This is a genomic window from Psychrobacter sp. BI730 (assembly GCF_013414195.1).
GTDB lineage: Bacteria > Pseudomonadota > Gammaproteobacteria > Pseudomonadales > Moraxellaceae > Psychrobacter.
This window is the reverse complement of sequence record NZ_JAATTV010000006.1, coordinates 54860-81394: the sequence shown is the minus strand read 5'-3', so window position 1 is coordinate 81394 and position 26535 is coordinate 54860. Positions and strand designations below refer to the sequence as shown.

Here is a 26535-nt window from a genome sequence, read left to right as displayed (position 1 = left end):
CCCTTATTTATTTCTCATTAACGTCTTTTTTACCCACATGCGACGCTTTGACCCAAAAGGAAATAACCCACTCAATTTTGGAGATGATTTACGTTTGAGTACTTTTTCAATGTATGGAAGCCACTCAAGACCCCTGCCCGTTTCAATCATTTCTTGACGAATTAGAGACCAGTCTATGCGTACAGCGTCACTTTTCAGAACCATGAACCTGAAAAGCGACGAATCTATCGGGGTGTCAAAACAAGCAGGATTATCAACACCTGCAAGTAAGAGATTCAGTCGAGTTCGTACACATTTTTCACAGTGACCGCAGTTTCTATCATGCTTATTACCAGCCCAGCAAACACGTAAATTTCGTATGCCTATAGACCAATTTGAAAGAATGATTAACTTCTCAGATCGACGAAACCCTGCACCATCATGAATAATTCTAAAATTGCCACCGCTCAATAATGGATCTGTTATGGGATGTGATCCCCATGGAGTAAGTAATACATCATAAGAATCGCCACTACCAATGAGTCCAATTCCTGCATATCGTTTCAATCCACATAGAACGGAAGCAATGGCAGCCGCGTGATATTCTTCCCAATCGATAGACCACAATGTTCGAACATTCGTCTTAACGGGCAGTAGATCAACGTTAATATCAGAAAGTACTTTGGTCGCTACCTCTACAGAACTATCAAAACCTTCTGTATCATCTAAAGGTATATCAAAGCCATGTACAAAAACCCCTGCCTTAATATCTCGTGTGGCATATCCTGCTTTGCCTGTCGCATGACGATAAGCGGTAAATTGAGCATCCACGCCACCAGAAAATGCAGCAATCGCACCATCTACTTGTACGTCGCGCGTTCTAATACAATCAACTTGTATATCAATCACAAAATAACGCTCTGGTAACCATTTATTCCAGACATACTGTAGTTCTGTCAGATTGGCTAATAGCTCGTGGGACACACTGCCATGAACCCGAATAGCCGCACGTAGTTGCATCGCAGGCAACAATGTGGCTAACAAATAAGAGTCGCAATCATCGTCTTCTGGCATTGGTAGATTGATAGGATACAAAAACCACAACTCTTGCTCAGTGACACTTTCACCCATGGTTGTTTTTTTCAGCAAACAAGAACGAGTCTGTCCATTTTCGTCACTTTTTAATGCCTGAGGAAACAAATCAATATTAAACATGTTTTTTTACCTTCGCTTTAGACCAAGACAGTTGTAAAAAAGCCAATGTCATCACATACCAACGTCGTGAAAAACATGAAATCAAAATACGAATACAGCGTGCTGGGTGCCATTGATGGTAATGTGGCAAACAGTTCTGATAAACGAAAGACTGGCGTATTTTTATCAACTCTGCATGGCGTTTTCTCATCTGAATATGAGCCAAATTATTGAGTAAATATGGCAGCATATGCTCGATATAACTACGGGCAAAATCTGATAGCAGTATTTGTCTCTCAGTAGCACTGATAGACCAGTCATGTATCCTGACTCTGGCGTTATAGTCTGCTTCAATAGACTCGAGCAGCCCTGGCTTATATTGCAAACTCGTCATCGAAGTGGCATTTTCATAGTAGTTATATGGACAGTCGGGTACGACAGATAAATGGTTCGCTTTCCCCAAGCACTCAATATTAAAAATACCGTCTTCACCAAGCTTTATGTCACAATTAAACCGTAAATCCGCTATCAGGCTTTTGCTATAAACCTTGGTAGTTACATACCAATATATATTTCTATTCTCTGTCACTCTCAGCTGTAGCATTTTAATGTCTTGCCGTGAATATTCTGCTGTAATGTTACGTCGCTCGATAACAGAGTCATCTAACATGATGCGCTTATGACCAAACGCCAACATTTCGATATTCCGATCAACCATTTGTGCAATGACAAAGTCAAAATACCAATCATCGATAGTGTCGTCCGCATCTATAAAAACGATGTAGTCGCCGGTTGCGATATCAAGCCCAGTATTACGAGCATCTGCCACGCCCCCATTTTTTTGATATTTCACCGTAACCCATGCCCTATCACTTTCCCACCTGTGCAATAACCTAGCAGTTTCATCATCAGAACCATCGTCAATAATGATCAATTCAATCTCATGATTCTTTTTCGCAACGTCAATACTACCAATACAACGATCAATAGTAGCAGCGGCATTAAATGCGGTGATAATAACTGAAATCATAGTGAGCCTCTTGAGTTGAGACTTCTAATGCATATCCTTTGTGCCATCCAACGCAGTCAACATATTTACCTACTGCTGCACTTTATAGATATGAACCAGACGCCGAAAAGCGACATAAACGATAGATAAGCTAAGCAATACCCCAACAGATGAGAACAGGGCAATGGCTACCATATCTGACTCAAAAACGTAAAACCCTATATACAGCGCTGCAGCACGAAATATCACTGCAAAAATCTCTCTAATCAAAAGAAAACGCTGCAAACGCAATGCTGGCAATGCTGCAGTACTCGCACCCGATACCAAGCTGGTCAAAAGCCAAATAGAAAGCCACTGCGAATAACTCCCTGCTAGTGCCCACTCTGCGCCAAACACTAAAGAAAAAAGATAATCGCCAAAAACGAATACTGTACCGAAGGGAACAATACCAACTACTAATAGAATTACCGTTACTTTTAATAAAAATTGATAAGCTTCTGGTGACTTTGCTGTGATCGCACGCGTAATTTTAGGATAAAAAACCTCTCCAACAGCTTGCCCTAACAACATCGCTGGTGCACCGAGCACAAGAACAGCCAATGAATACTGCCCAGCAGAAGAAGCACTAAATAGTGATGCTAATAAGATAGTTGGCAGCCCTACTGAAGCAGCATTAAGCATACTTTGCGGCATGCGGTATATGGCAAAGTCACGCTGCGATATAGCAGCGTTACGAATACCAACCGTGCCAAACCAGTCTCGAATATTTAATACACCAATCCTAGGCACCCGAAGCATCTGCATCATAAAATTCGTGAGCTGTCCTGCTATCGCTAATAAAATAAGCAACATACCAGAGGGGGCCAATACACCACCTATCAACTTACTGATATCTGTCACAAGTTTGCTTTCCACATAAGCGCGAGCCTTGGCTTTAAACAAACCTACTCTGATAGCAGACTGATCAGCAACAGCTAGAAACGCACCAGCCAATAGCGTCAACGGTATGAGATACAACATGTATGGTGCACTTTCCATACCCGTCCATCGTGCCAAATAAACATTGCCGAAATAGACAGCGATGAACGCTATAGCCGCTATAAACAAACTGAGCAATACAGACAATCTAATAATGGCAGCGGCATCCTCGTCACTATCAGGCATCACAATGGCATTGGCATAACCCATGGTCGCAATCGGAGTAATAATACTGATGACTGCGGCAAATGCGGCAGCGATACCAAAATCTTCAGGACTATATAATCTGGTGAGAAACGGCATAAAGACCATAGCGATTGCCTGACCAGCAGCAATACCGCCTCCAACCATAGCCACATCTCGTACAAAGTGACTGGTTTTCAATCGACTGATTATGCTCTGTATCGATAAAAACACTTCAGAGGTCATTACTCATCATCCAATTTGGTATGTCACAGCATTTATATAAATCACCATATCCTAAACAATCTTACCAATAAGTGATTTCATCATCTTTTCAATATCAACCCTATCACCGCTATTTAATACCCTTACTTAGTATCACTACTACTCCTTAACCGACCACCTCTAACTGCTCTACATCTGTCTTTGTGACATCAGCTTCATCGCCTTCTCGGTAGCCTTCAACGAAGGTCCTAAATTGTGCTTTCAACCATTCAGTATCGTGCCGCTTTGATCTTTCGATAAACTCAAACAAGATAGCTTCGATATCTTCCAATGGAAAACTATGCTCCATTGCTTGCATAATGAGTGGATGAAACGTGGTCTCTATGTTGTCAGCACCAATGATTAACTCTTCATAGAGCTTTTCACCTGGTCTCAATCCAGTAAACACAATTTCGATATCACCATTAGGATTGCTCGCATCTTTTAGCTCGCACCCTGTTAGACGAATCATACGTTTGGCGAGATCCACGATTTTGACGGGTGCACCCATATCAAGTACAAATACTTCACCACCGAACGCCATGGCCCCTGCTTGGATAACCAAACTGGCCGCTTCTGGTATGGTCATAAAGTAGCGCGTGATGTCTGGATGAGTGATGGTAATCGGACCACCTTGTTCAATTTGTTTGGTGAATAGTGGTACCACAGAGCCTGATGAACCCAAAACGTTGCCGAAACGCACCATACTAAAACATGTATGACTGTTGCTTTGGCTCAGTCCTTGGCAGACGAGTTCAGCTAAGCGTTTGGAAGCTCCCATCACGTTGGTTGGTCGCACTGCTTTGTCAGTAGAGATCAGTACAAACGTATCAACGTGAGCCTTTATCGCGGCACAAGCACAATGATAGGTACCTTTAGTATTGTTTATTGTGCCTTCAAATGGATTGGACTCGACAATCGGTACATGTTTGTATGCTGCAGCGTGATAAATCGTTTTTATATGGTATTTTTCGAATATATTGATTAATTTTTTTTCGTTACCCACGCTTCCAATGATGCTGACAATCTCAGTATCTTGATATTCAATATTACTAATGACATTACTAGCAATGAGGCTTCTAAGTTCCTGATCGATTGTGTACAAAGCATATTCAGACTGCTCGTATAATACCAAACATGCAGGTTTATTTTTCATGATTTGTCTGCATAACTCACTTCCAATAGAACCTCCTGCCCCTGTCACGAGTACGTTTTTACCCGTAATGTTTTTTTGGAGGAGCTCAGCAACTGGTTCGACAGTCTCTCTTTCAAGCACATCTAATATATCGACTGGCCGTATATGGCTGACTGTTACGATCTCATCAGCAAGCTCTCGTAAGCTCGGTAAATCTTTTAATTTGACAGAAACGCCTGACAGGCTATCCATAATCTGTTTTTTACGACCACGGCTCATAGAAGGCATTGCCAAAATCACTTGCGCGACATTTAATTTTTCTATTAACCAAGGTAGCGCATGAGCGGCATATATTTTTTTACCATGTAAATAAGCCCCTATCAGCTGCGGATCATCATCAATATATGCCACTACATTGTATTTATGAGAATGTCTTAAGCTCTCTAATAGCTCTCTACCAGCCGATCCTGCACCATAAATAATCACGTTATCGCAGCAACTATCTAGGCGATCTTGACTGTCTGGTTTCTGTAGTCGATTCAGCAACCCGCGAATCATTAGCCGACTGTTCCACAGCCAAATAAAGAATAAGAACAAAAATATGATTGGCGCTGAGCGCGGCATCATTGATACTGGGTTCACATAAATGATGAACTGATAAACGATAATAAGTAATAAAAACAACTGTAGTACTCGACCCATCGCCGCATCGAAAAATCCTCTAGAGGCGCCTCTATAAAAGCCAATCAGATATAAGCTGACGACAGGTATCAATGCATAACAAGCCAACACCATAGGGCCAATTTGATCATCGACATAACCCTGACGCAGTGCCAATGCCGCTACCAAGCAAAGGACAGCAATTGAAAAGTCGATGCCAAATAAGATAGAGCATTTAGCAAAGCGTGGTAAGGCTAATAAAAACAGCGTCATACGCTTCGACCATCGATTGATATCGCTTGGCGTGTGATAAGCATTGTTAGACTCTGTTTTTATCAACATAAGATCCACCTACTTAAGTTATGTCGCTCGTTTGCCATAGACAGTAACTAACTATGAATTGTGTCCATAAGCATAATGGTAGTGATAGCTGTACCTATTCAGAATACTTTGCTGTATGTCATTTAAGATGATGCCATCGACTTGTACGTTTGCTTTACTCATCTGTTTGATAGCATAGACCAGCTGGCCTTCTACTGAATGATCAAATTTGGTGACGATCAGTACTTTGTCTGCATGCTGTGCCAATACCATGGCGTCTGATGCAGCCAATATAGGAGGTGCATCAATAACGATATAGTCGTACTTCGTTTTGAGCGCTGCCATCAAATGATTGAACCTCTCTCCTATCAATAACGAAGTCGGGTTATGCGATGGTCGCCCCCGCGATATAAGGTCGATATGCTCCATACCAGTCGGCTGAATAAAGCTCTCAAGGTTTAACTTAGCCATATCAATATCTAATCGAGGCTTATCGGCTGATAGAGTGCTATCTTTATCTTGCAATAAATAATCTGTGAGACCACTGTCTGGATTCATACCAAACATTTTATGCAGCTCTCCTAAACGCATATCTCCATCGATAATCAGCACTTTTTTGTCAAGCTGTGCAAACACCTCGGATAAATTGGCCGTAATAAAAGACTTACCGACACCCGGGCTTTCTCCAGTGATTAATATGGTCTGAGCGGATTTCGCATCTATTGTCTTCGTCGTCTTACCAAATAAAAGGTTTGTCCTTAAATTTTTAATTGCTTCATAGCTCAAGCCGTTGTGATCAACGTGCGCAAGCATCCGGCCAGTATTTTTTTTGTTCCTACCTAGCTTAGATATCGAGGTCGAACGTGGAATCGTTGCAATAACAGGAATTCCTGTTTTAGACTCTAGATGCTCTGGGTCCTTCACGACATTTCTAATTAAGTTTCTGATTAAAACCAGCATTACCCCAAGTACAGTACCTACGAGTAGCGCCAGCAGCATAATTTGGAATTTGTTTGGTGCAATGGCGTCGAAGGTACTGGTCGGTCGGTCTAGAATACGGGCATAACCAACCTGACCAGCTCTAACGATTTTTAGTTGCTCATAGTTTTTGAGCAGCGTGAGGTAAATCTCTCTATTGATAGCTGTATCTTCTGATAGCTTTAAGAACTCTCGCTGTATTTCAGGCAGTCCTGCGACGGTGCTACCTATCGCTCCTATTCGACTGTTGAGGACTTTTAGTTGCTCATTGATCTGGATGACGAGTGGGTGTTCATTGGTATAGTAAGTCGTTAGATCGGCTCTCTTTAATTTGAGATCATTAAGCTGCTCATCGATTCGAGACTTTTCATTTAGTAATAGCTCAGCTTCTTTACCTACATCGATGGTGCCGTGTTTTTTACGAAACTCATTGAACTGAGCTTCAGAGGTGTCTAATTTCTCTTTTAACGCTGGAATCTGCGTCTCCATAAAAGCCAATGTTTTGGTGGTTTCTTCTGTACCACGAGATTGGTTTTGATCGATATATGACTGGACTATCTGATCAAGTGTGGTCGTGATTTGCTGTTGGTTTGTGCCTGTCATCGACAGCTGAATAATGTTGGTTTTATCGCCTTTTTCTTCCACAGACAAGGCGCTATTCATTGCATCTGTCGTGGTCTTTAAGGTCTGCTGAGTGATGCCAATAGGGTAACCGTCTGCAGGTAGCTCAGTCACCGTAATGTTAATCTCACCGTTTACCCCATTGAACTGATGCGGCTGACCCAATTGTCCTTTAAAATCATCTAGTCCATTGCTCAGGACAAACCCTGTGTCAGACTGTGATAGCGTAAAAGATTGGTTTAAATACGCTGGTGACACATCGAACTGATTGATTTGTACGGAACCGTTTTTTGTGCTCAGAGACACACCATCATTCGTGTTCAACTGAGTGTTAATGCGGTCGTTTGTTATTTTATCGAGATAGCCAATATTAGGATCGGTCAGTTTGATGTCTAGATGTAGCATATCGACGACTGGCTCTAGTATCATCCGAGACCGTATGAGCTCGGCTTCTGCCTCAGCCTTGCTCACTTCTTCTCCGACCAACTCTGAGATATTCGCCCCAAGCGCATCGACTCCTTGGGAGTTTTCTTCAATTTGGATTAGCGCATCAGACTTGAAGGTTGGATTAATATAGCGTGTATAAAAAAATCCTATTAAGAGTCCGATTGCTGCCATGAGCGCTATGACTTTCCAGCCACGCAACAAAACCAAAACCAGCGCCGTTAAGTCGATGTTGTCATTGTCGTTGTCACCCTTAGGTGTCGATAGGTCTTTTGAATCTATATTATTCATAACCATATACCCATTATTCAATGTAAATCGCTTAATAGCTTTCGCTTAGCTTCAAGACCCTAACTGCCCTTGACTGCCCCTGACCGCAGTTAGATTGCTCTCTGCCTCATCGCACCTTATAAAACCTATCACTCTACTTTCTATTCTTATCTCATTTAATCTCAGTATTTAAATTCAAAGCACATCCAGTATTTTCACTAGCTATCATTTATAACCCTGATATCACGTTGATGGCAGAGGTTGACGGTAGTATCGCGCTAATCACACGATTCCAGCGGGCCAAGCCTGTTGGATCCACATAAAGAATGTCATTGGCCTGCATGTCAAAGCGACTGGCTAGTGCCAAGCTTGTGATGCTCTGCATGTCGACGTAATAGATATTTGTGTACTGGTGCTGAGGGTTATCGCGCACGATATATACTTTGGCTGCGTTAGCCGTATTGGAATTTAGTCCATTTGACTCGCCCAATACATGCGCTAAGCTCAGCCCCTGTTCTGGAATCGCCACTGGCTCAATTTTGCCAAATTCACCCAATACGTAGACCTTATTGCGGCTTTGATTATTGACGTGAATAGAGTCACCATCCCGCAGATAGATTTGATTGGCAGACAGCCCCATTCTTTGTAGTGACTGCACTCCTAAGCGATAGCTGTTGCCCTGACGGTTGAGCACAATGTTGTTTGAATCGCCAGTCTCAGTAGTACCACCTGCCATAGAGATAGCCCCATATACCGATACCGGCACATCAGCAATAGCAAACTCACCAGACTGCTTCACCGCACCATCTACGAAAAACTTGCTGCCACGGTAATTGATGATTTTGACTTGAGGATCTGAGTACTTGAGATAGCGCTGTAGTTTGCTTTGCAACGTAGCGGTGAACTGCGGCACGCTCAGCCCACTGGCTTGGACTCTGCCTATCAATGGAAACTGTATATACCCTTGTTGATCTACCGTTAAGCTAGCAGTTGACGCATTAATATCTGGATAATTGGTAAGGATGATATTCAGCACATCCCCTTTCGCAATGCCATAATTGACTCGTCCAGAGGTTTTGATCAAATGAGAGAGATCTTGAGTAACAGTAGCCGGCGCTGTACGCGGTAAAGTTGCCAGACTTAAAGGCTGAATGTGAAATTGAAGGCCGTTTTCTGCGGTAAAGGTGCCAGATTCAGGAAGATTTCCTGACTGAAGTCCTGAGTTGATCGTACAGCCACTAAACAATCCCATTAGAAATAAGCAAAATATGCTTATTACCAGGAAGCGTTTGTGTACAAAAATGAAATATTTATTAACCATAACAGTTACTCATATTTATATTTGTGAATCAAACCAGAAAACCTCACCACAGCATTTATATTCGTAAAAAAGAATATATTTAATAAATATACACCTAAACTATATTCAGTGCAATACATATAACCTGCCATAAAATAATTAAGTGACTATTTTGCAATTTCTCATCAAGCCCTTTATTTGCGGCTAATTGAAAATATTCATATCAACTTTCAGATTGCTGAGCGTTAAAAAAACGGAAGTGAAAACAGCTTCGTCATAAATAAAATTTTTATTCTTAATTTGAAGAAATCTAACTTAATAAAGGATTGTTTCGATTGCATTTATGATTGGAAATAACCTTTTAGTGCCGAAGTAGTGTAAGTGTTTGTATCCATGTAATCATTCATACCATCAGTCAGTAAGAGTCTTCGAGTCTATATTTCGTATATGACTAATAAACTTTTATTGATTAGCACCATGTTCGTTTATGCATTAATAACCAATAAAGTATTGGTTTACGTGCTAAATTTGTTAAAATAGCGTAGAATAGTCAATCCAATTTTTTTACATTGAGAAATGTAAACCCACCGACTCAAGGATATTATGATGAAAGACGAAAAATTACAGAAAGCACTCGCCCGTATGGGACTTGGTTCACGCCGTCAAATGGAAGAAGTCATCAAATCTGGCCGCGTAACGGTTAATAACGGTCCTGCGACCATCGGTGATCGCGTCTCGCAAGGTGATGAGATTCGCGTTGATGGCCGTCAAATCAAATACACTTCTGAAAATGAGAAGCGTCGCCGTGTTATCGCTTACTACAAGCCTGAAGGCGAAGTTTGCTCTGCTAAAGATCCAGAAGGTCGCCCAACTGTCTTTGAACGTTTGCCAAAGCTGACTCATGACCGCTGGGTAATGGTTGGACGCTTGGACATTAACTCAACTGGCCTATTGTTATTTACTAACGATGGTGAAATGGCGCATCGCTTGATGCATCCATCTGGTGAAGTTACTCGGGAATATGCGGTACGTGTATTGGGTGAAGTAACGCCTGATATCGCCCGTGCATTGACCGCTGGCGTCATGCTAGAAGATGGCCTTGCCAAATTTGAAGACATCAAAGAAGGCGGCGGCGAAGGCGTCAACAAGTGGTATCACGTCCAGCTAAAAGAAGGCCGTAACCGCGAAGTACGTCGTTTGTTTGAATCACAAGGTCTAAAAGTTAGTCGTCTACTACGTACACGCTATGGCACGATTGTTCTACCAAAAGAGCTACGTACTGGTCGTTTCTTAGAGCTTGATAAAAAAGAAATCAATACGTTGACGGATTTGGTCAGCTTACGCCCACGTTATGGCACGGGTCTACATGGCGCAGCCAAAGAAAAACAAGAACGTATCAGAAACAAGCCGCTTAAAGCGCGTCGCACTGATACTCGTAGCGATAACCGCAACAGCAGCGCGAAACCTAAAAGTAGTGCTAGCCCTGCCAGTCGCGGTACACGTAACACCCGTGATCGCAATGATAAGCGCTAGTTAAATTGGTTTAACATTATTTTAAGTCTTAAATAGATTTAGAATAAACATAAAAAAGCGGTCAATGATGAATAGTCATTGACCGCTTTTTTTGTGTCTCTTTATGGGCGTCACAGTTTACAGGCGTCACAGTTGCTCAGTATAGATATAGCGGCTCAGCTATCGTGACTATTAATATAATGCTTCATGACTCGCAGCTCTTTTAGCTGCTCCTCGTCCATTTGTGCCAGTAGTCTATCCAAACGCTGCTCAATATTATCTAAAACACTCTGCAATAACTCACTAGCCTCTAACCTCTTTTCGCTATTTTCATTAGTGACATTGATATTTGTTAATTGATAATGAGTGGCTAGCATTTCAGGTAACCGTGTTTGCAGCATTTTATTCAATACAAACTGTGCTTCTGTTATCGCTGGCGTCTTATGTTGAGCATATTGAGCCGCTTGATAGGTTTGATAACTGCTTACTTTTTCATCGATGCGTTTTAACTGGCGCAGTTGCTGCTCTGACAATGTTTTTAAGTGCTGTTTATTTAACGTTAGCTGCTGCAAGCTTAATGTGGCTAATGACAAGGGCGCATCGTAATCCTGATACGTGAGTACACCAGGTGAGATACCGACGGCTTTATGAAAAGCTTGCCAGCCTTTTCTACCTATATAAAAGGTAGTGACGGTCGTTACAATACCGATGCCTATTAAGATACTCATATACGCTTGCTCTTTATCCTTTCACCATTCAACTTTGTATTTATAGCTTAATGTCTTTAGCACTCACATTTTCACCAGTTGGGCTTTCAATCGCTTGGATATCTACATTACTACTCGCATTATTATTGGCATCACTACTGGCATTGCTATCGGGCTTTTGAAACTCTGTATTGCTAGCAGGTTTGTCAAAACGTTTTTGGAGATAGCGATTGGTTGCAAGTAGTTTTTGACCGTCTTGATGATATGACGCGTTGAGTAGGTCATCGAACTGTGTGTTAATTGTCTTAAGCACGTCTAACAAGGCTTCTTTGCCCGTGACATTAGAATGCTTAATTTTGGTAGTGTCAGCAAGCGCACTATCTGTCACATCTAAATCATGTAAGCGTCTATAATCAGCGACTGCTTGTGGCACGTGCCTATCCATTAAGTTTTGAATCATAATATAAGTTTCGTTGATGGTATCCTTATCATCAATCTTGCCATCATTATTGGTATCGCCATACATGACATGCAACTTTTCACCCTTTGTATCAATTTGCTCCAGAGCAGTTTTAACGTCGACAGGTAGGCTTTTTTCAGGTATATAACCCAGTTGCGGCATTGCCTTATATTCGAGCATTTTGGGTGCTGTGACTTTTTTAATGCCACGGTATCCTAGATATAACCCAGCCGCTGGCAACAGCCCATACAAAAAAAACATTACGAACATTGCAGTCATTTGGGTCATTATATTGTCCTTATTACTTATCAGAATGTCGTGGCTGATTTTTTATGGTTGTTATTATTAAACAAAAAAATAAGGCTCTATTAAAGCCCTATATTGTTATGCATTGGGTCGATTTTGTCTTTTGATAATACTTAACCTTTGCAAGTGTTCAAAAAAAGATCATCAAAGAACATTTAACTTTGCGTACGGCTTTTAACATAACGGTGGGTTGAGGCAAGGCGGTTCAAAACTGTCTGATGCAATTCATCCAATAATTCGTCAAGCTCATAATCAATCTCTAAAAACAAATCTGTCAGCATATCACCAGCAGTCATCTTGCCCTGCACCATATTATTTTTGGTGCGATGCGGACTAAAGCGTTGTAGCTGCTCATAATGATGTAATGCTTCAGGGATACTTTCGGATACTAGCTTGTCGATAACGAACTGACGCTCGTTATGCTGCTGTTGCTGTTCGTTCAGCTCACTACTCCACTCACGGTAACGCTTTAGCTTACCGTTGATACGGTCTAATATCGCAACGGCTTCAATAGGCATGGCATTTAGGGTGGCCTCATCAACCACATCAACAAGCTCAGTCATAATCGGACAACGTCCATGTTTGAGATACCACAAAGTATCTGGGTCAAAAGGCGGTCTATTGGTTGGGCGCATTTGAGCACGATTACTCAGATAGCGATCGGTCAAAGGCGTGGATGATTGGCTATCACTCACTTGTGCCAACGCATCACATATGCGGTTTACACGTTCAGGCGGAGTCAGTGTAGAACGCTCATGTACTGCGTGATTGCTATCACTCTTGGCAGCAGCATCCTGTTCATGATTGACGCTCATCTCCTGAGCATTCTTTGCTGCCAATGTCGGTAGGTCATCTTGAGCTTGCCCAAATGACTGTAGCATTCTTGTCAAACTGACTACCATGACTTGCTCTGCCCCTCGTTTATTACACTCACATTGTGCTCATATTGCATACATTCATTCAATAGCGTATCTTAGCAGGTTTTTGCTGGCCTGCCAGTAAGCAAAATGTCACCATTCCTACACGCCAACCGTTAAGCACCGTATTATGAATGCTCCCGATTATATCTCTGGTTTCCTACTTGGGTTATCTCTCATCATTGCTATTGGCTCCCAAAACGCCTTTGTACTCAAACAAGGGCTCAAACGCGAGCACATATTTTTTGTTTGTTTATTTTGTGCGGTGAGCGATGCGTTTTTAATATCAGCAGGTGTTGGTGGTTTTGGTGCAGTTACGGCCCGCTATCCTCACGTTATAGATATCGCAAAAATAGCAGGCGTTATATTTTTATTAGGATATGGCTTACAGAGTTTGTATGCCAGCGTACGCGTGTCACATGCTTTGACTGTCGAAGGACAAGTCGTCACTAGCTTAAAAAAAGCCTTGTTACTATGCTTTGGTTTCACTTGGCTAAACCCGCACGTCTACCTAGACACACTAGTACTCGTCGGTATGGTCTCTACGGGTGCAAGCAGTAAATTGACGTTTGCCGCAGGTGCAATTAGCGCTTCGTTCTTTTTCTTCTTTGCGCTTGGGTATGGTGCGCGACTACTCAGGCCTCTATTTGAGAAACCTAAAGCATGGAACATACTAGATGCTCTGGTAGGCATATTGATGCTGTATCTGGCTTGGCATTTGTATCAAAGCTGACAGAAGTATGACTGAGAAATGATAGATAAGCTGAGTGTTTAATAAACTGAATATTAAGTAAACAACGTATTAGATAAACCGAAACACGTTGATAACCGCTAACCGGTATATAAATATATGTGGTTAGCGGTAATATTGTATTGATCGTTTACATCAAGCTAGGAAAGAGCGTACGCAGTCCATTAACGATAATCTCGATAGAAACGGCTGCCAATAGCATACCCATGATTCGGCTCATGATGTTCAAGCCAGTATCGCCTAGTAGGCGACTAATACGACCTGCCGCCATCAATGCCAAATAGCAAAACAGACTGATAAATAAGCCAGCAATCAAAATGGCGGATACCTGCAAAATACCTGATACTTGTGAAGAGTAAATGATAACCGTGGAGATACCACCAGGCCCAATCATCATTGGAATCGCGAGGGGAACCACGGCAGCTGCCATCGAGACTGGCGCGTCTTTCACATGATCAACATCGAAGTTCTCTTGATCAGGTTTAACAGGGTTACCCTCTCCATTCATCATATTTAGCGCAATTAAAAATACCAATATACCGCCTGCCAACTGGAACGAGCCGATAGAAATACCAAGGGTTTTTAGTAGCGTTTCACCTGCAATCGTAAAAAAGCTGATGGTAATAAAAATGGTCAAACAAGCAACGCGCGCGACCTTACGTCGATTGTTCATCGAATAGCCGCGAGTCAAATCTAAAAATAACGTCAATGCGCTAAATGGATTGATCAATACCATAAAGGCTAGGATTATCTTGATAATTTCAGTATTCACTGAGCGCTCGCTTGTCTATTGATACCGCTTGTGCAAAAAGATAAGGTCATCGTGCGAGTGCAACGATGACCCAATAGGCAACTAAAAATAGCATTGTAGCATAGGCAGATAAGCTAAGAAAATCATTAACTTTGCGCCGTTACGCCTACATGTCACCTTAGTAAAGCTTCAGTGTAAAAACAAGCATTTAACCGATTATCAGTACAAGCTGTCAGTATAAATTGCCATTCTATTAACTCGGTGATAGTCCTTTCGCTAAAATCTAGCGTATATAATGATATTAGCCTTTATTACGCCTGCACTTATGCACTAAAATCTAGCCCAATATCCAAGGCTGTCGTACTGTGCGTCAAATAGCCCATCGCGATAAAATCAACCCCTGTACTTGCCGCCGCTTGTACCGTTTCAGGCGTAATACCACCTGAGGCTTCAGTCTTTGCTCGACCCTGACACATAGTAACCGCTTGCGATAATGTTTCAGGCGACATGTTGTCTAATAGCACTAAACTCACACCTGCATCGAGCGCTTGCTCTAATTGCTCTAGTGTATCGACTTCGACCTCAATAGGAATCAGATGCCCAGCAAATTTCTGGGCTTGCTGAATGGCCGTTTTGATGTCACCCGCAATCGCGATATGATTGTCTTTGATTAAAATCGCATCATCCAATCCCAAGCGATGATTGCGTCCGCCGCCGCAGCGTACGGCGTATTTTTGTACAATACGTAAGCCTGGAATGGTCTTGCGTGTACAAGTAATTTGCGCAGGATATTGCGCCACACTATCGACAATCTGACGGGTCGCTGTCGCAATACCACTGAGATGGGTCATAAAGTTCAGTGCTGTGCGTTCTGCTGTCAATAAGTGACGCGCGTTACCTTTTACGGTCGCTAACACTGCACCAGCCTCTACTGTTTCGCCATCCTGTACTTGTGCAATAAACTCAATTTGTGCATCGACTAAGGCAAAAGACAAGCGTGCCAAATCGATACCGCATATCACGCCTGCTTGCCGCGCTTTGATCTGCAACTGCGCTTGCATATCGGTTGGGATAGTAGCTTGTGAGGTTACATCACCACGCCTACCCAAATCTTCAGTTAGTGCATTCTCAACCAATGGCTTGAGCAATACGTCATCCAATGCTGGCTCTTTTTCAATTGTCATCTTTGACCCTTATCTAGGCATGATATTGATAGAAACTGCTCGTTATTTAAACTCAAAATGAGCATAAATATAGCGTAAAGTTAGCGACCCTGCAAGGAAAGGTGACAAATTTTTCGTTTTACAAACCGATTTAGAGATACAACGGAATGGCTTGAAACGACTATTTACGCTTGGGAAGTTTGCTATCCATCAATAAACTCTGTAATTCAATATCATGGCGGAAGCGATATAACTTGGCAGGACGACCACGCTGAGCAGTGCTACTCTCTCCTGTCTCCATCACTAGGTTTTGCGAATCAAGCAATCGACGGAAATTTTGCTTGTGCAAACGCACGCCTGATAGTGCTTCAACACTCTGCTGCAACTGCGACAAGGTAAAGACGTCTGGCATCAGACCAAAAATAAGCGGTCTATATTCAATCTTCGCACGCAGTCGTGAGATAGCAGTAGCGATCACGCGACGGTGATCGTAATACATGGGTACGCCTATGCGTTGTGACCAGTCCTCTGGCAAGGCAACAGCCTGATAATTGGGCGGATAATTAGGAGCTTCAGGTATCAGTCCTGCTTCATAAAGCATCTCATAGCGTAGTAATACATGCTCTGCAATCCATTCTCTACTTTCATTATCGTGTTCGTTGAATGATTGACTGTCAGTGAGTTTGCCACTTGCCAAAAACGCTTCGTCCAGCCCCCAACACAGGCCAACTCGCTGACGCCTGCGCTGTTGGACAATCGAGTCGTTGGCAGTATTGGCCCATTCAAGTAGCGCAGGCACGATAAAGTCCATAATAATACTAGGCATACCGTCCAAATGATTTTCCCATGGGAAATAATCATACCAATCTCGCCAGAGTGCTTTGCTTTGGAGTGCCTGCGTTTGCGTCTCTTGCACCAAACCCAAATAACTCACATACACCAACGCATGGCCATCAATATTACGCCTGTTAGTATCGACAAAGGTATATAACTGCTCCAAATATCCAAGCGGTTGCTGCGTTTGCTCCTCTACCCATTGACGCACACCTGCTTGTAACGAGCGATGTAGCGGCATAAGTGGCCCATTTGGCAACAGCTTGCCTTGGTCAACGGTTAGAACGCGCGCGATATAATCTGTGATAGCGACCAATACGGCGACCACTTCTGTCGTGCCGCTACCTTGCTGGTGCGCATGTGAATAAGACAACGTCATGGCTTTGGGAATTATCCTTTTTCTCTGAAATGTGAAAGGCTATTGGGGTTAATAGCTATGGTATGGCTTAGTATAGCTCGAATCTAAAACTATCATAGTCTGTGGTTGTAAGTATGAAAAATCAATATCGATAAATAGTTATAAGGGGCATGAATTAGTACCATTTCCAAGCTCAGTACGGCTTAACTGCACGTCATTTTGAGCACTAAAAACCAATCTTTTGACTTATTGAGTATAAAAAACCACTTGTAATTATGCTCAAAATGAGCATAATTAAGATAACCTATAAATTTGTTATGTCTAATTACCCATTTTTTAGCACACACATTTATCGTTATTGCACCAACAAAGGCTGCCATTATGAAAAAATATCCTTACGACGCACCTATCATGAGTACGGACAATCGCATCGCCACTCAGATGAATATTGAATATGCTAAGGCTAAAATGCCAGCAGACTTGCCTCGCGCTGAACGCATCGTGGTCGAAGAAAATATCAAGAAGCTACTGAAAGAGAATAATGCCGTACTGGTAGCACATTACTATGTCGACCCTTTTATCCAAGACTTGGCATTGGCAACCGGTGGCTGCGTCGGTGACTCACTTGAAATGGCTCGGTTTGGACAAGCTCATAGCGCCCAAACATTGGTTGTCGCTGGTGTGCGCTTTATGGGTGAATCAGCAAAAATATTAAGCATGGAAAAGACTGTCCTCATGCCAGATTTAGAAGCCGAATGTTCGCTTGATTTGGGCTGTCCTGCTGAAGAGTTTTCAGCATTTTGTGATGCCCATCCTGAGCGTACTGTTGTCGTCTACGCCAATACCAGCGCCGCGGTAAAAGCGAGAGCTGATTGGGTGGTCACCTCATCTGTCGGTATAGACATCGTCCGTCATCTGCATGCCCAAGGTGAGCCGATTATTTGGGGCCCTGACCGTCATTTGGGCAAATACATTGCTCGTGAGACTGGCGCAGATATGCTGCTCTGGCAAGGGTCTTGTTTGGTACATAATGAATTTAAAGCCACTGAACTCCTGCAACTGAAAGAGGAACATCCAGAGGCCAAAGTCTTGGTGCATCCTGAGTCACCTGATAGCGTGGTTGAACTAGCCGATGTGGTCGGCTCGACTAGTAAACTTTTGCAATCAACGTATGAGATGGATGCTGATACCTTTATCGTCGCTACTGATTTGGGCATATTGCACGAGATGCAAAAGTGCTCACCAAACAAGCGATTCTTGGCCGCGCCAACTGCTGGTGAGAGTGCCAGTTGCAAGAGCTGTGCGTTTTGCCCTTGGATGGCCATGAACGGCCTAAAAGGTATTGAGCAGTGCTTAACCAATCAAAGTGGTGAAGTACTAATGACACCTGAGCTAGCAGTAGCAGCTAAGAAACCATTACAACGGATGCTCGATTTTGCTGAAGCACAAAAGCAACGCGTAGCCGCCAGTGGCGACATTGTAAAAGACCGTCCGCTGTTCGCTAACGTTGGGGCAGCCTAGCATGAGTCAGTCGCATTCAGTTGATTGTTCCAGCACCACTAGTTATACGAATAACAGAGGCAACAGTGATATGAGTAATATTATAAAAACTGATGTTCTTATCATTGGGGCTGGTCTGGCAGGTTTGAGCACCGCGCTATCTCTGCCAAAATCGCTGAATATTACTGTTTTAAGCAAAGCGGCACTTGAGGTTTGCTCAAGTCACTACGCTCAAGGTGGTATCGCAGCTAGCTTAGACAAAGCAGACTCTGTGACTGAGCATGTCGCTGATACCTTAATCGCTGGCGCAGGATTGTGTGCGATGGACAATACTGCCCGTATCTTGGGTGCAGGACATCAAGCGGTGCAGTGGCTATGCGAGCAAGGTGTGCCATTTACTCAATCTACTTTAACTAAAAAAATTGATAATACACCTGATTTTGCAGTCTTAAAAACCAGTGACTTACACTTGACCAAAGAAGGCGGTCATGGCTGTAGACGTGTGGCTCATGCGGATGATGCAACGGGTCGGCACGTGATGGACGCATTAAACATCAAAGCACAGACTGCGGCCAATATCACTATCTTGCCTTATCATGAAGCATTAGAGTTACTGACTTCACCTATGATTAGCAGCTCTTCTTTTAGCATAAACGATAGCGAGATTAGACATTGCCGAGGGGCGCTGGTCTTTGATCATATCAATGAGCGTCAACTCATCATTCATAGTTCAGCTGTCGTACTCGCTAGTGGTGGCTTGGGTCAACTATTTAAGCGTGCCAGCGCACCTAACGTCTGTGTTGGTGATGGCGTCATGATGGCATGGCAAGCAGGCTGTCGCTTGGCAAATTTAGAATTTATTCAATTTCACCCAACGGGTCTGGCATTAGATGACAGCAGCTTTTTGATATCTGAAGCATTACGCGGTGAAGGTGGACGACTGTATTGTCCGCAGACTGGCGCGCGCTTTATGTTAGATATTGATGAGCGCGCTGAATTGGCGCCACGCGATATCGTCGCTCGAGCAATAGCCAATCAGATTAGTAGTAACGGACTTGGCTATGTGCACCTTGATGTCAGTCACTTGCCAGCTGCATTCATACAAGCGCATTTCCCGCAGATTTATCAGACGCTGCTAGCACTCGGCATAGATATGACCACAGACCCTATTCCGGTCGCTCCGACTGCCCATTATAGTTGTGGCGGCGTGGTGACTGATGCCAATGGATTGACCGATATTGCAGGGCTGTATGCAGCAGGTGAAGTTGCTTATACAGGGCTGCATGGAGCCAACCGCTTAGCAAGCAATTCATTGTTGGAGTGTGTGGTGGTTGGTCGCAACATCGCCGCCAACTTACCTCATTACTTAATAAAATTGGAACGCTTAAAGAACTTAGAAGCTTTAGAGAAAACGGCTGAAGTTTTAGAAAAAATGGCACAGCCACATACGACTGCCTATTATGGACTACATCAGTTAGCTGTCGATATTTGGCAATCTCCGACACTAGAAAACACGCAATTTGTTATCTTGCCCTCTTCTAAGCAGTCATCACTCCCAACTTATAAGGCTGATAAAGCATTTCATTCTAACGTAGATATTGTAGAGATAACTATAGCGTTGAAAGCTCTTTTGACAGCCAATATGGGTATCACACGTAGTGCCAAACAACTAGAGCAAGCATTGCGACAAATTGAGCAGTGGCAAGAGTCAATCGAACATAATAAAACCATGCTATCTGATACGAGCAGTAGAACTCCTACTACTAACAGTAGAACTCCTACTACTAACAGTAGAACTCCTACTACTAACAGTGAGCTTGCCATTTTTCAATTGGCGAGGCAATTAGCGTTAGCAACGATGATTGTTCAATCGGCTTATCAGCGTTTTGAGAGTCGCGGTGGGCATTACCGTGAGGATTATCCTAACTTAGCTGAAACGCCTTTAACCAGTATCATTCTGCCATCAAGAAACGCTACGCTTAACTCCTTTTCTCACATTATAGAAGACGAGCGTTATCCAATACCTGTTACTGACCATATTTAAGCTTACGATAAATAATAGCGAAGCCCATCAAGGGCGATATCTAACACTATAGTTAAAGAGGCATTTAAGCTATCATTATGGATAGGCTTAAAATATTACCTCTTCTTTGAGTGTCCACGGTATGGCTTCTGATATTGTGTTTGTGATTGCCCTAATGATAATCGTCAGTTTGGCTTGGAGTGTACTTGCCGTACCTCGTCTGCGCAAACGTTTGCCAAAAATCTACTTGATAGCCCGCTCGTGGTGGTTGATGTTAGCCGCGCTCTGCACTTGCTATGTGATTGCAAAAATAACGCACGATACGCCAGGTTCTTATTCGCAAGCATATCCCTATCAATGGCTGCTCATTTTATTTTTTATATTAATTGGTCTACGCGGCAGCTACGAGATTAAACGCCTATGGTGTTTACGCAGTAAAGCCGTGCTCATTCATAAACTCCAAGGGCAAGGTTTACAGCCAAGTACTCCCCTGCTAGCGAAAACCTCTCTCAATCTGACTCAACACTATACGCGGCTCAACTTCTTAGACCTGCTACTGAGTGTTACTTTCCTCTCACTCATTATTAGCCTTATTATCTTGCAGCAACTGACCTGGCAACGCGAACAATATGGTGTTTTACTCTTCGTATTATTTGCCAGTCAGTTTAATGATATTGCCCAATATCTATGCGGAAGACTGCTTGGACGTAAGCTGTTTAAACGAGGTCTAGCGCCGATTATTAGCCCCAATAAAAGCATTGAAGGTGCTATCTTTGGCAGTTTAGTTGCGGCAATATTGGCAGCAGTATTAGGTCTTTGGCTCACTCCTTTTGATTGGTGGGTCTGTCTATTAGCTGCCTATGGCTTGGCGGTGAGCGGTATCTTTGGAGACTTATTAGAATCAGCCTTTAAGCGCCAGCACGGGGTAAAAGACACCGGAACGATGCTCGCTGGTCATGGTGGGGTCTTAGATCGGATAGACAGTTTACTGATTGGAGTTCCAGTATTTACCTTACTCTACTGGTTACTTGGTTAAACCTAGTCAAAGTATTGATAGTCATATTATTTGGCTTTATCTAGTTTACTGCGCAATATCCAATTGAGCACAGGCTTAGGCAAATGATTTAAGGCACTCGTGATATAGCGCATTGAGCGTGGGAATATCGCTAGTTCTACATCATCGTCAATCGCCTGCATAATACGAACAACAGCTGCTTGCGTGCTCATGATAAATGGCTTATGGCTAGCATCGCCATCGTTTAAATCACGTAATGCTTGGGTATCAATATAGCCTGAGGCAATACAGTTTACTTGGATATCATAAGGTATAAGTGCTGCTCGATAAGCGCTAGCCGTAACAATCATTGCGCGCTTGCTTTTTGCATAGAGGCTGGCATAAGGGTAATCCATCGTACCTGCGATAGAGGCAATACAAATAAGGCTAGGTCTCTCACTTCCAGTCACATCTAATGCCTGACATGACTGTTTTAATTGCTGCTTTAACTGACTGCTTGCCCATCTAAAAACTTGCTCAAACGCCTGCAAATTGATCGCTAGCATTTGGTCGCTATCTGCTTGATTTAGGTGATGGATACGCTCATTGGTATAGCTACCCGCACTATAGATCAGCCTTTGAAATGGAATACTTGATAAATTGTCTAATAGCGTCTGCGTTTGACTTGAGTCAGTTAAATCACACACATAAGTCACGATAGCAGGATACTGTCTGTTGATATCAGCTATCTTTGCTGTGCTACTTCCGACAACGCTGACTTGCCAGCCAAGCGTCTTATGATGCAACGCCAATGCCAAGCCAATGCCACTTGTACCACCAACGATAATGATATGCGGCGCATGGTTTTTAGTGATACCTTTTGCGAGGTTTTTCATAATTTATGCTGCTGTATATAGTCGACCGTACGCTGATAGCCATATTGCCATTGCGCCTGCATTTGCTGCACAAAACCGTCATAGTCGCTGTGTATTAGCTCGACGGTCATTTGTTTTAGGTTAAAACGCTTTTGCACATTTTGCCCTCTCAGTTGCTGCTCGTTATCTGCAAAGGGTAACCAATGTAGCTGATGGTTTTTATTAGTGGTGTCAGTGCGAGGCGACACGCTGGTTGGTTGATAACCGTGTACTGCTGCCAAACGCTCATTGGGATCAAAACCAAAGACACGCTGAATCGCGGGAGCAGCCAGCCATGCGTCATAACCTGCCTTGGTCTCTGCAAATACGCTATCACCCAACTGACAGGCCAGTTCGATAGGTGTCAGATTGATTACCCCACCCAAGCACCAGCCAAGCTCTGTGATATGTGTGGGCGGTAGATAGTACATGTCTGCCATAGAAGCGCGGATCACTGGAGCAAAATCCCATTGCGTCTGCACCTTTACAGATGTATGTATGCGTCCGTTAGCAAATGTATGCGCTGGTGATTTCATTTTTTCGTCAGTCAGATTTGATACATAATGCTCAAAGCGTGGCGGTGCAAATAATAATTCTTGCAGCGTTAGTATCGCATTAAACGAATCATCAGTAGGCGCTTGGTACAGACGGCTAGCAATGATGGCTATCTCTGGTGACGTTTTATCAGTATTATTAATAGCAGCGAACTGCGACAGCTCATCTAGCCAATACTGCTCGTTATCGATACGAAACATCGCTAACTGCTGTAACTCATTTAACAGTCGCTCGTAGCTGTCTGCTTGACGTTGTCCTTGTCCATTATCCCTTTGCTTTGATAACCGCCAACGTTTGAGTGCATGTGTCATATAGCGCAGCTTTAGACGTTTATTGGCTTCATCTGGCGCGACATGTCTGATGGCAGTGATGACACGATATAACTCACGGCTGTACATCAGCGCTTGCAAATCTTTAGGGTCAGGCGCAAGTTGTACTAAATAAGCAGACAAACTACCACCGCAAGTACCAACGATAATATCTGGCGTCAAATCATGCGCTGCTAGTGCTGCATAACTGCCCAAATAATAACCAAAACGTGAACCTCCGCCTGAAAACAGTTGAACACGCTCATAAGGTTTAACCTGCTGATTGTTCATTTATCACTCATCATCAGCTGGTAAATTTTTAATCGCTAACGAAACAGTAAATATTCCAAAGCGATCGATACGCATCGTGACTTTCTTAAAACCTGCGCGCTCAATCAGTTGATCCATCTCCGCCTGCGAACGGCAACGCATCATCCAACTACTACCACGGTGATTGTTTAATGTTTTACTGATAAATTCTTGCTCAGGGTGCCACGGTTGGTTGGTATAAATCAGATAACCGCCCGACTTCAAACTGTCATAAATACCTGCTAAAGCTGTCGCTGGTAGCGAATTATCAGAGAACAACTCAAACAACCCAGAAGCAATAGCAAGATCTGATTTTTTAGTATCGGTACTAGTATCATTCGTATCTGCATCGATATAACTAGTAGGATCAAAGGCATCATAACTAGTAGGATCAAAGGCATCCTTTTGACTGGTCACGACTCGACTGCTCATGCCCAAACGCTCCGCCTTTGCGTGCAATGCCTGTATATTATGCATTTCATAATCACGCAATTCAGCATATAAATCTGTAAACTCTGTCAGCAGATCAAATGCATAAAAACCATGTCCACTAGCGATATCTAACAGTTTTGGTCGGTATGGTTTGGCGTTACTCTGATTTTTATCTTCGATATCTGCAAGTGCTAAGCGTGCCAACTCCAGTATGTGCTCACGGCGAATGCGAATACCTTGCCAGCCGATATTATTTAAATAAAACTTATCGACTGCCTGGCCAAATTTATTCTGACCGCTGGGCTGATTGTAATAGACATGATCCAGCGAATGGCCAGAATCAAATCCATGCTCAAGCCCTGTGGCAATCGCATCGCTGACATGACCAAACTTCTGCATCGCAAAACGGGTAATTGCAAAGTTTGGATTGAATGGTTTAATCGCCAAACGATCCACTTTATCTTTACTGGCACTGTTTAAATGAGCGGTACTTAGATCAGGAGCTTGGACTGGTGCGCTAAATACTTGCTCAGCAAACTCAATACAGTCGGCAAAGACGTCGGCTTTATTGGTCTCATGAAAGATTGCATGGTAGCTGTCTGGATACAACTGCCAGCGTTTGGTCGGTGTGTTAATCGCTTCATAAAAGGTGCGCTCAGCCTGCTTATCGACCACATAATCCTTGCCCGCACACAAGACGAACGTCGGTACGGTGATAGCACCAGCATCATCGAGCAGACGCTGACCCGTTGCATGAGTATCAATGAGCAAGTCGGTCGAGATACTATTCGATATCAATGGATCGGCATTGTAAGCCTGCTGCGCGTCTTTATCATGAGTCAGTACTTGTGCTTTAACGTAGCTGCTGACACGTGACATCAGACCTAGCGTACGCGCCACCTTCAATGACGGTATGGCAAAGGGCAAATACAAGCGAATACTGAGCGCAGGTGTTCCAAGTATCATCCCACGAATATTTGGCGCATAATCGTGTACCCATGCTGCTGCCAATACCGCGCCGATACTGCTAGCGACAATCAATGTATCTTCAATAGCAATGCCTGTTTGCCCAATCACCAGTTGCACAAAACCCTCTAAATCTCGCTCAAGCTCGGTAACGCTCTCAGCATGGTCTTTTATACCCCCTGAGCGCCCATTACCACGCGCATCCCAAGCAAACACTTGATAGCCAGCTGTTGCAAACTGCTCTCCTAGCTCTGCCAATCGCCCCGAATGCTCATGTCCTCGGTGCAATAAGATAACTTGGCGAGACGGCTGACTGGCTTGCTTAATATCTTCTAAAGCCCTCGTTAGCCAATAGCGATAATAAATAGCCGTACCATCATAAGCGTTATAGCAGCTTTCACCATTGATGATTTTAGATGCAGGCAGGTCAAAACCAACACTGGCCTGTTCTTCGAATTTTTGACTATCAACGGTTGTGGTTGGCATTTCTTTGAACTCCAATGGGCGAGCGTTATCAGTAGAAGTATTTGGCAAAACAACAGTAAGAGATAGTGAGTTGTTTGTTGACTCACCCAGTACGGATCGCAGCTCAGGTGGGTTACGCATTAAGTATAACTCTGTCATATAACGTAGTCGATTGAGACAGGTCTTTAATAACATTATCTCTGTTAGTATAAATAATTGACTCATTCTGATAGCAGGTGAAGCCACCTGCCCTTTAATACTTACTGGCACTTTGGCTCTAATGCCCATAAACGCACCAAGCATACCTAATAAGAAGGCACGATCGCTTTTACCCAAAGGCCCTTGATTGGCGCGACTGCCTAAAACTTCACTACTGGCTATACCCAACAATTCGGTACTGATACTAAGCGCGATCAAACTAAAAATGTGCTGCTGATTATTTGTATGTTGATGAGTTGATAAACTGATTGCTGACGCATCACTTTTCTGGTCAGCGACATGAGGTAACAGACTCGCTAACAACGCCGTATCGGCAACCATATCACCTACCTCGTTTAACACAGCTCCTAGCCTTGATACCTGGCCATGTTCACGCGCCATCATGCCATCGATGGCATTGAGTGCCATACGTACAAACAATGATGATGGTAATAAAAGCCACAACCGCTGCTGTTCAGCCGTTGGTTTGGCAATTATATAAGCAGTACCGATACTTAATAAAACAGCGGATACTGTCACTTGATTGGCAGTAATATTTTGCTCAACCAGCGTATTGCTTATCGGACGTAGTTGATTTTGAAACTGAGTCTTGAGCTGATATAGCGACATGAGTCTAGCCAAATATTTTCAGTACTTTAATGTAGCAACAAAAGTTTGTAAGGTAAAGAATTACAAAGCGCTCAAAAACGTTCAAACATTTTGAAAAAGATATTTATTAACATCATTATAATCGTCCAGTTTTTCCAGTTTAGCCA

At 43.2% G+C, this 26535-nt stretch carries 20 protein-coding genes; 5 read left to right on the top strand and 15 right to left on the bottom strand.

Features of this window, described 5'->3' with window-relative positions; translation table 11 throughout:
- Positions 1-3: 3 nt before the first annotated feature.
- The 6 genes from HCZ91_RS05940 to HCZ91_RS05915 all read right to left on the bottom strand — a co-directional run bounded on the left by HCZ91_RS05940 (position 4) and on the right by HCZ91_RS05915 (position 9288).
- Positions 4-1194, bottom strand: coding sequence for a hypothetical protein (locus tag HCZ91_RS05940; RefSeq protein ID WP_179798662.1), 1191 nt, complete (start codon positions 1192-1194; stop codon positions 4-6).
- The gene (locus tag HCZ91_RS05935) at positions 1187-2203 is read right to left on the bottom strand and encodes a glycosyltransferase family A protein (RefSeq protein WP_102092045.1); all 1017 of its coding nucleotides are present in this window, start codon (positions 2201-2203) and stop codon (positions 1187-1189) included. Before HCZ91_RS05935 ends, HCZ91_RS05940 begins: the two co-directional genes overlap by 8 nt.
- Before the next feature lie 69 nt (positions 2204-2272).
- Positions 2273-3589, bottom strand: coding sequence for an oligosaccharide flippase family protein (locus tag HCZ91_RS05930; RefSeq protein WP_179798661.1), 1317 nt, complete (start codon positions 3587-3589; stop codon positions 2273-2275).
- A gap of 145 nt (positions 3590-3734) precedes the next feature.
- Positions 3735-5744: a nucleoside-diphosphate sugar epimerase/dehydratase gene (locus tag HCZ91_RS05925; protein ID WP_179798660.1), complete on the bottom strand. Its 2010-nt coding sequence runs from the start codon at positions 5742-5744 to the stop codon at positions 3735-3737.
- Positions 5745-5795: 51 nt separating this feature from the next.
- Entirely contained in the window at positions 5796-8057 is a 2262-nt protein-coding gene (locus tag HCZ91_RS05920) for a polysaccharide biosynthesis tyrosine autokinase (protein WP_257019987.1), read from the bottom strand.
- Positions 8058-8265: 208 nt separating this feature from the next.
- Positions 8266-9288 (bottom strand): polysaccharide biosynthesis/export family protein, encoded by a 1023-nt coding sequence (locus tag HCZ91_RS05915; protein ID WP_257019986.1) that lies wholly within the window; start codon positions 9286-9288, stop codon positions 8266-8268.
- A gap of 654 nt (positions 9289-9942) precedes the next feature.
- On the opposite strand from HCZ91_RS05915, the gene rluB reads away from it, so the two are divergent.
- Positions 9943-10869, top strand: coding sequence for a 23S rRNA pseudouridine(2605) synthase RluB (gene rluB, locus HCZ91_RS05910; RefSeq protein WP_101206234.1), 927 nt, complete (start codon positions 9943-9945; stop codon positions 10867-10869).
- A 155-nt stretch (positions 10870-11024) separates the two neighbouring features.
- Here rluB and HCZ91_RS05905 read toward each other — a convergent pair whose 3' ends face one another.
- From HCZ91_RS05905 to HCZ91_RS05895, 3 genes are all read right to left on the bottom strand, one after another.
- A complete protein-coding gene (locus HCZ91_RS05905) occupies positions 11025-11576 on the bottom strand; it encodes a hypothetical protein (RefSeq protein ID WP_179798657.1) in 552 nt (183 codons plus the stop codon).
- A 40-nt stretch (positions 11577-11616) separates the two neighbouring features.
- Positions 11617-12303 (bottom strand): hypothetical protein, encoded by a 687-nt coding sequence (locus HCZ91_RS05900; RefSeq protein ID WP_179798656.1) that lies wholly within the window; start codon positions 12301-12303, stop codon positions 11617-11619.
- A 173-nt stretch (positions 12304-12476) separates the two neighbouring features.
- Positions 12477-13202, bottom strand: coding sequence for a hypothetical protein (locus HCZ91_RS05895; RefSeq protein WP_179798734.1), 726 nt, complete (start codon positions 13200-13202; stop codon positions 12477-12479).
- Between the two features lie 166 nt (positions 13203-13368).
- On the opposite strand from HCZ91_RS05895, the gene HCZ91_RS05890 reads away from it, so the two are divergent.
- Positions 13369-13971, top strand: coding sequence for a LysE/ArgO family amino acid transporter (locus tag HCZ91_RS05890; protein WP_179798655.1), 603 nt, complete (start codon positions 13369-13371; stop codon positions 13969-13971).
- 148 nt (positions 13972-14119) lie between these two features.
- On the opposite strand, the gene HCZ91_RS05885 is transcribed toward HCZ91_RS05890, so the two are convergent.
- From HCZ91_RS05885 to HCZ91_RS05875, 3 genes are all read right to left on the bottom strand, one after another.
- The gene (locus tag HCZ91_RS05885) at positions 14120-14761 is read right to left on the bottom strand and encodes a MarC family protein (RefSeq protein ID WP_082624565.1); all 642 of its coding nucleotides are present in this window, start codon (positions 14759-14761) and stop codon (positions 14120-14122) included.
- A gap of 302 nt (positions 14762-15063) precedes the next feature.
- Positions 15064-15924: a carboxylating nicotinate-nucleotide diphosphorylase gene (gene nadC, locus HCZ91_RS05880; RefSeq protein WP_179798654.1), complete on the bottom strand. Its 861-nt coding sequence runs from the start codon at positions 15922-15924 to the stop codon at positions 15064-15066.
- A 160-nt stretch (positions 15925-16084) separates the two neighbouring features.
- The gene (locus HCZ91_RS05875; protein ID WP_179798653.1) at positions 16085-17116 is read right to left on the bottom strand and encodes a hypothetical protein; all 1032 of its coding nucleotides are present in this window, start codon (positions 17114-17116) and stop codon (positions 16085-16087) included.
- A 390-nt stretch (positions 17117-17506) separates the two neighbouring features.
- Between HCZ91_RS05875 and nadA the strand changes: the two genes are divergently transcribed.
- From nadA to HCZ91_RS05860, 3 genes are all read left to right on the top strand, one after another.
- Positions 17507-18616 carry a quinolinate synthase NadA gene (gene nadA / locus HCZ91_RS05870; protein WP_346342182.1) on the top strand — a complete coding sequence of 370 codons (1110 nt, stop codon included), beginning with the start codon at positions 17507-17509 and terminating at the stop codon, positions 18614-18616.
- A gap of 70 nt (positions 18617-18686) precedes the next feature.
- Positions 18687-20639, top strand: a complete 1953-nt coding sequence (nadB, locus tag HCZ91_RS05865; protein ID WP_179798651.1) for an L-aspartate oxidase — start codon at positions 18687-18689, stop codon at positions 20637-20639.
- Positions 20640-20760: 121 nt separating this feature from the next.
- Entirely contained in the window at positions 20761-21654 is an 894-nt protein-coding gene (locus tag HCZ91_RS05860; RefSeq protein ID WP_179798650.1) for a phosphatidate cytidylyltransferase, read from the top strand.
- 26 nt (positions 21655-21680) lie between these two features.
- Here the strand turns inward: HCZ91_RS05860 and HCZ91_RS05855 are convergent, their stop codons facing one another.
- From HCZ91_RS05855 to HCZ91_RS05845, 3 genes are read right to left on the bottom strand one after another with little or no spacing between them, the layout of a single operon-like run.
- Positions 21681-22508 (bottom strand): SDR family NAD(P)-dependent oxidoreductase, encoded by an 828-nt coding sequence (locus HCZ91_RS05855; protein WP_179798649.1) that lies wholly within the window; start codon positions 22506-22508, stop codon positions 21681-21683.
- Positions 22505-23680 (bottom strand): patatin-like phospholipase family protein, encoded by a 1176-nt coding sequence (locus tag HCZ91_RS05850; protein WP_179798648.1) that lies wholly within the window; start codon positions 23678-23680, stop codon positions 22505-22507. Before HCZ91_RS05850 ends, HCZ91_RS05855 begins: the two co-directional genes overlap by 4 nt.
- A gap of 3 nt (positions 23681-23683) precedes the next feature.
- Positions 23684-26389 (bottom strand): alpha/beta fold hydrolase, encoded by a 2706-nt coding sequence (locus tag HCZ91_RS05845; RefSeq protein ID WP_179798647.1) that lies wholly within the window; start codon positions 26387-26389, stop codon positions 23684-23686.
- Between the last annotated feature and the right edge of the window lie 146 nt (positions 26390-26535).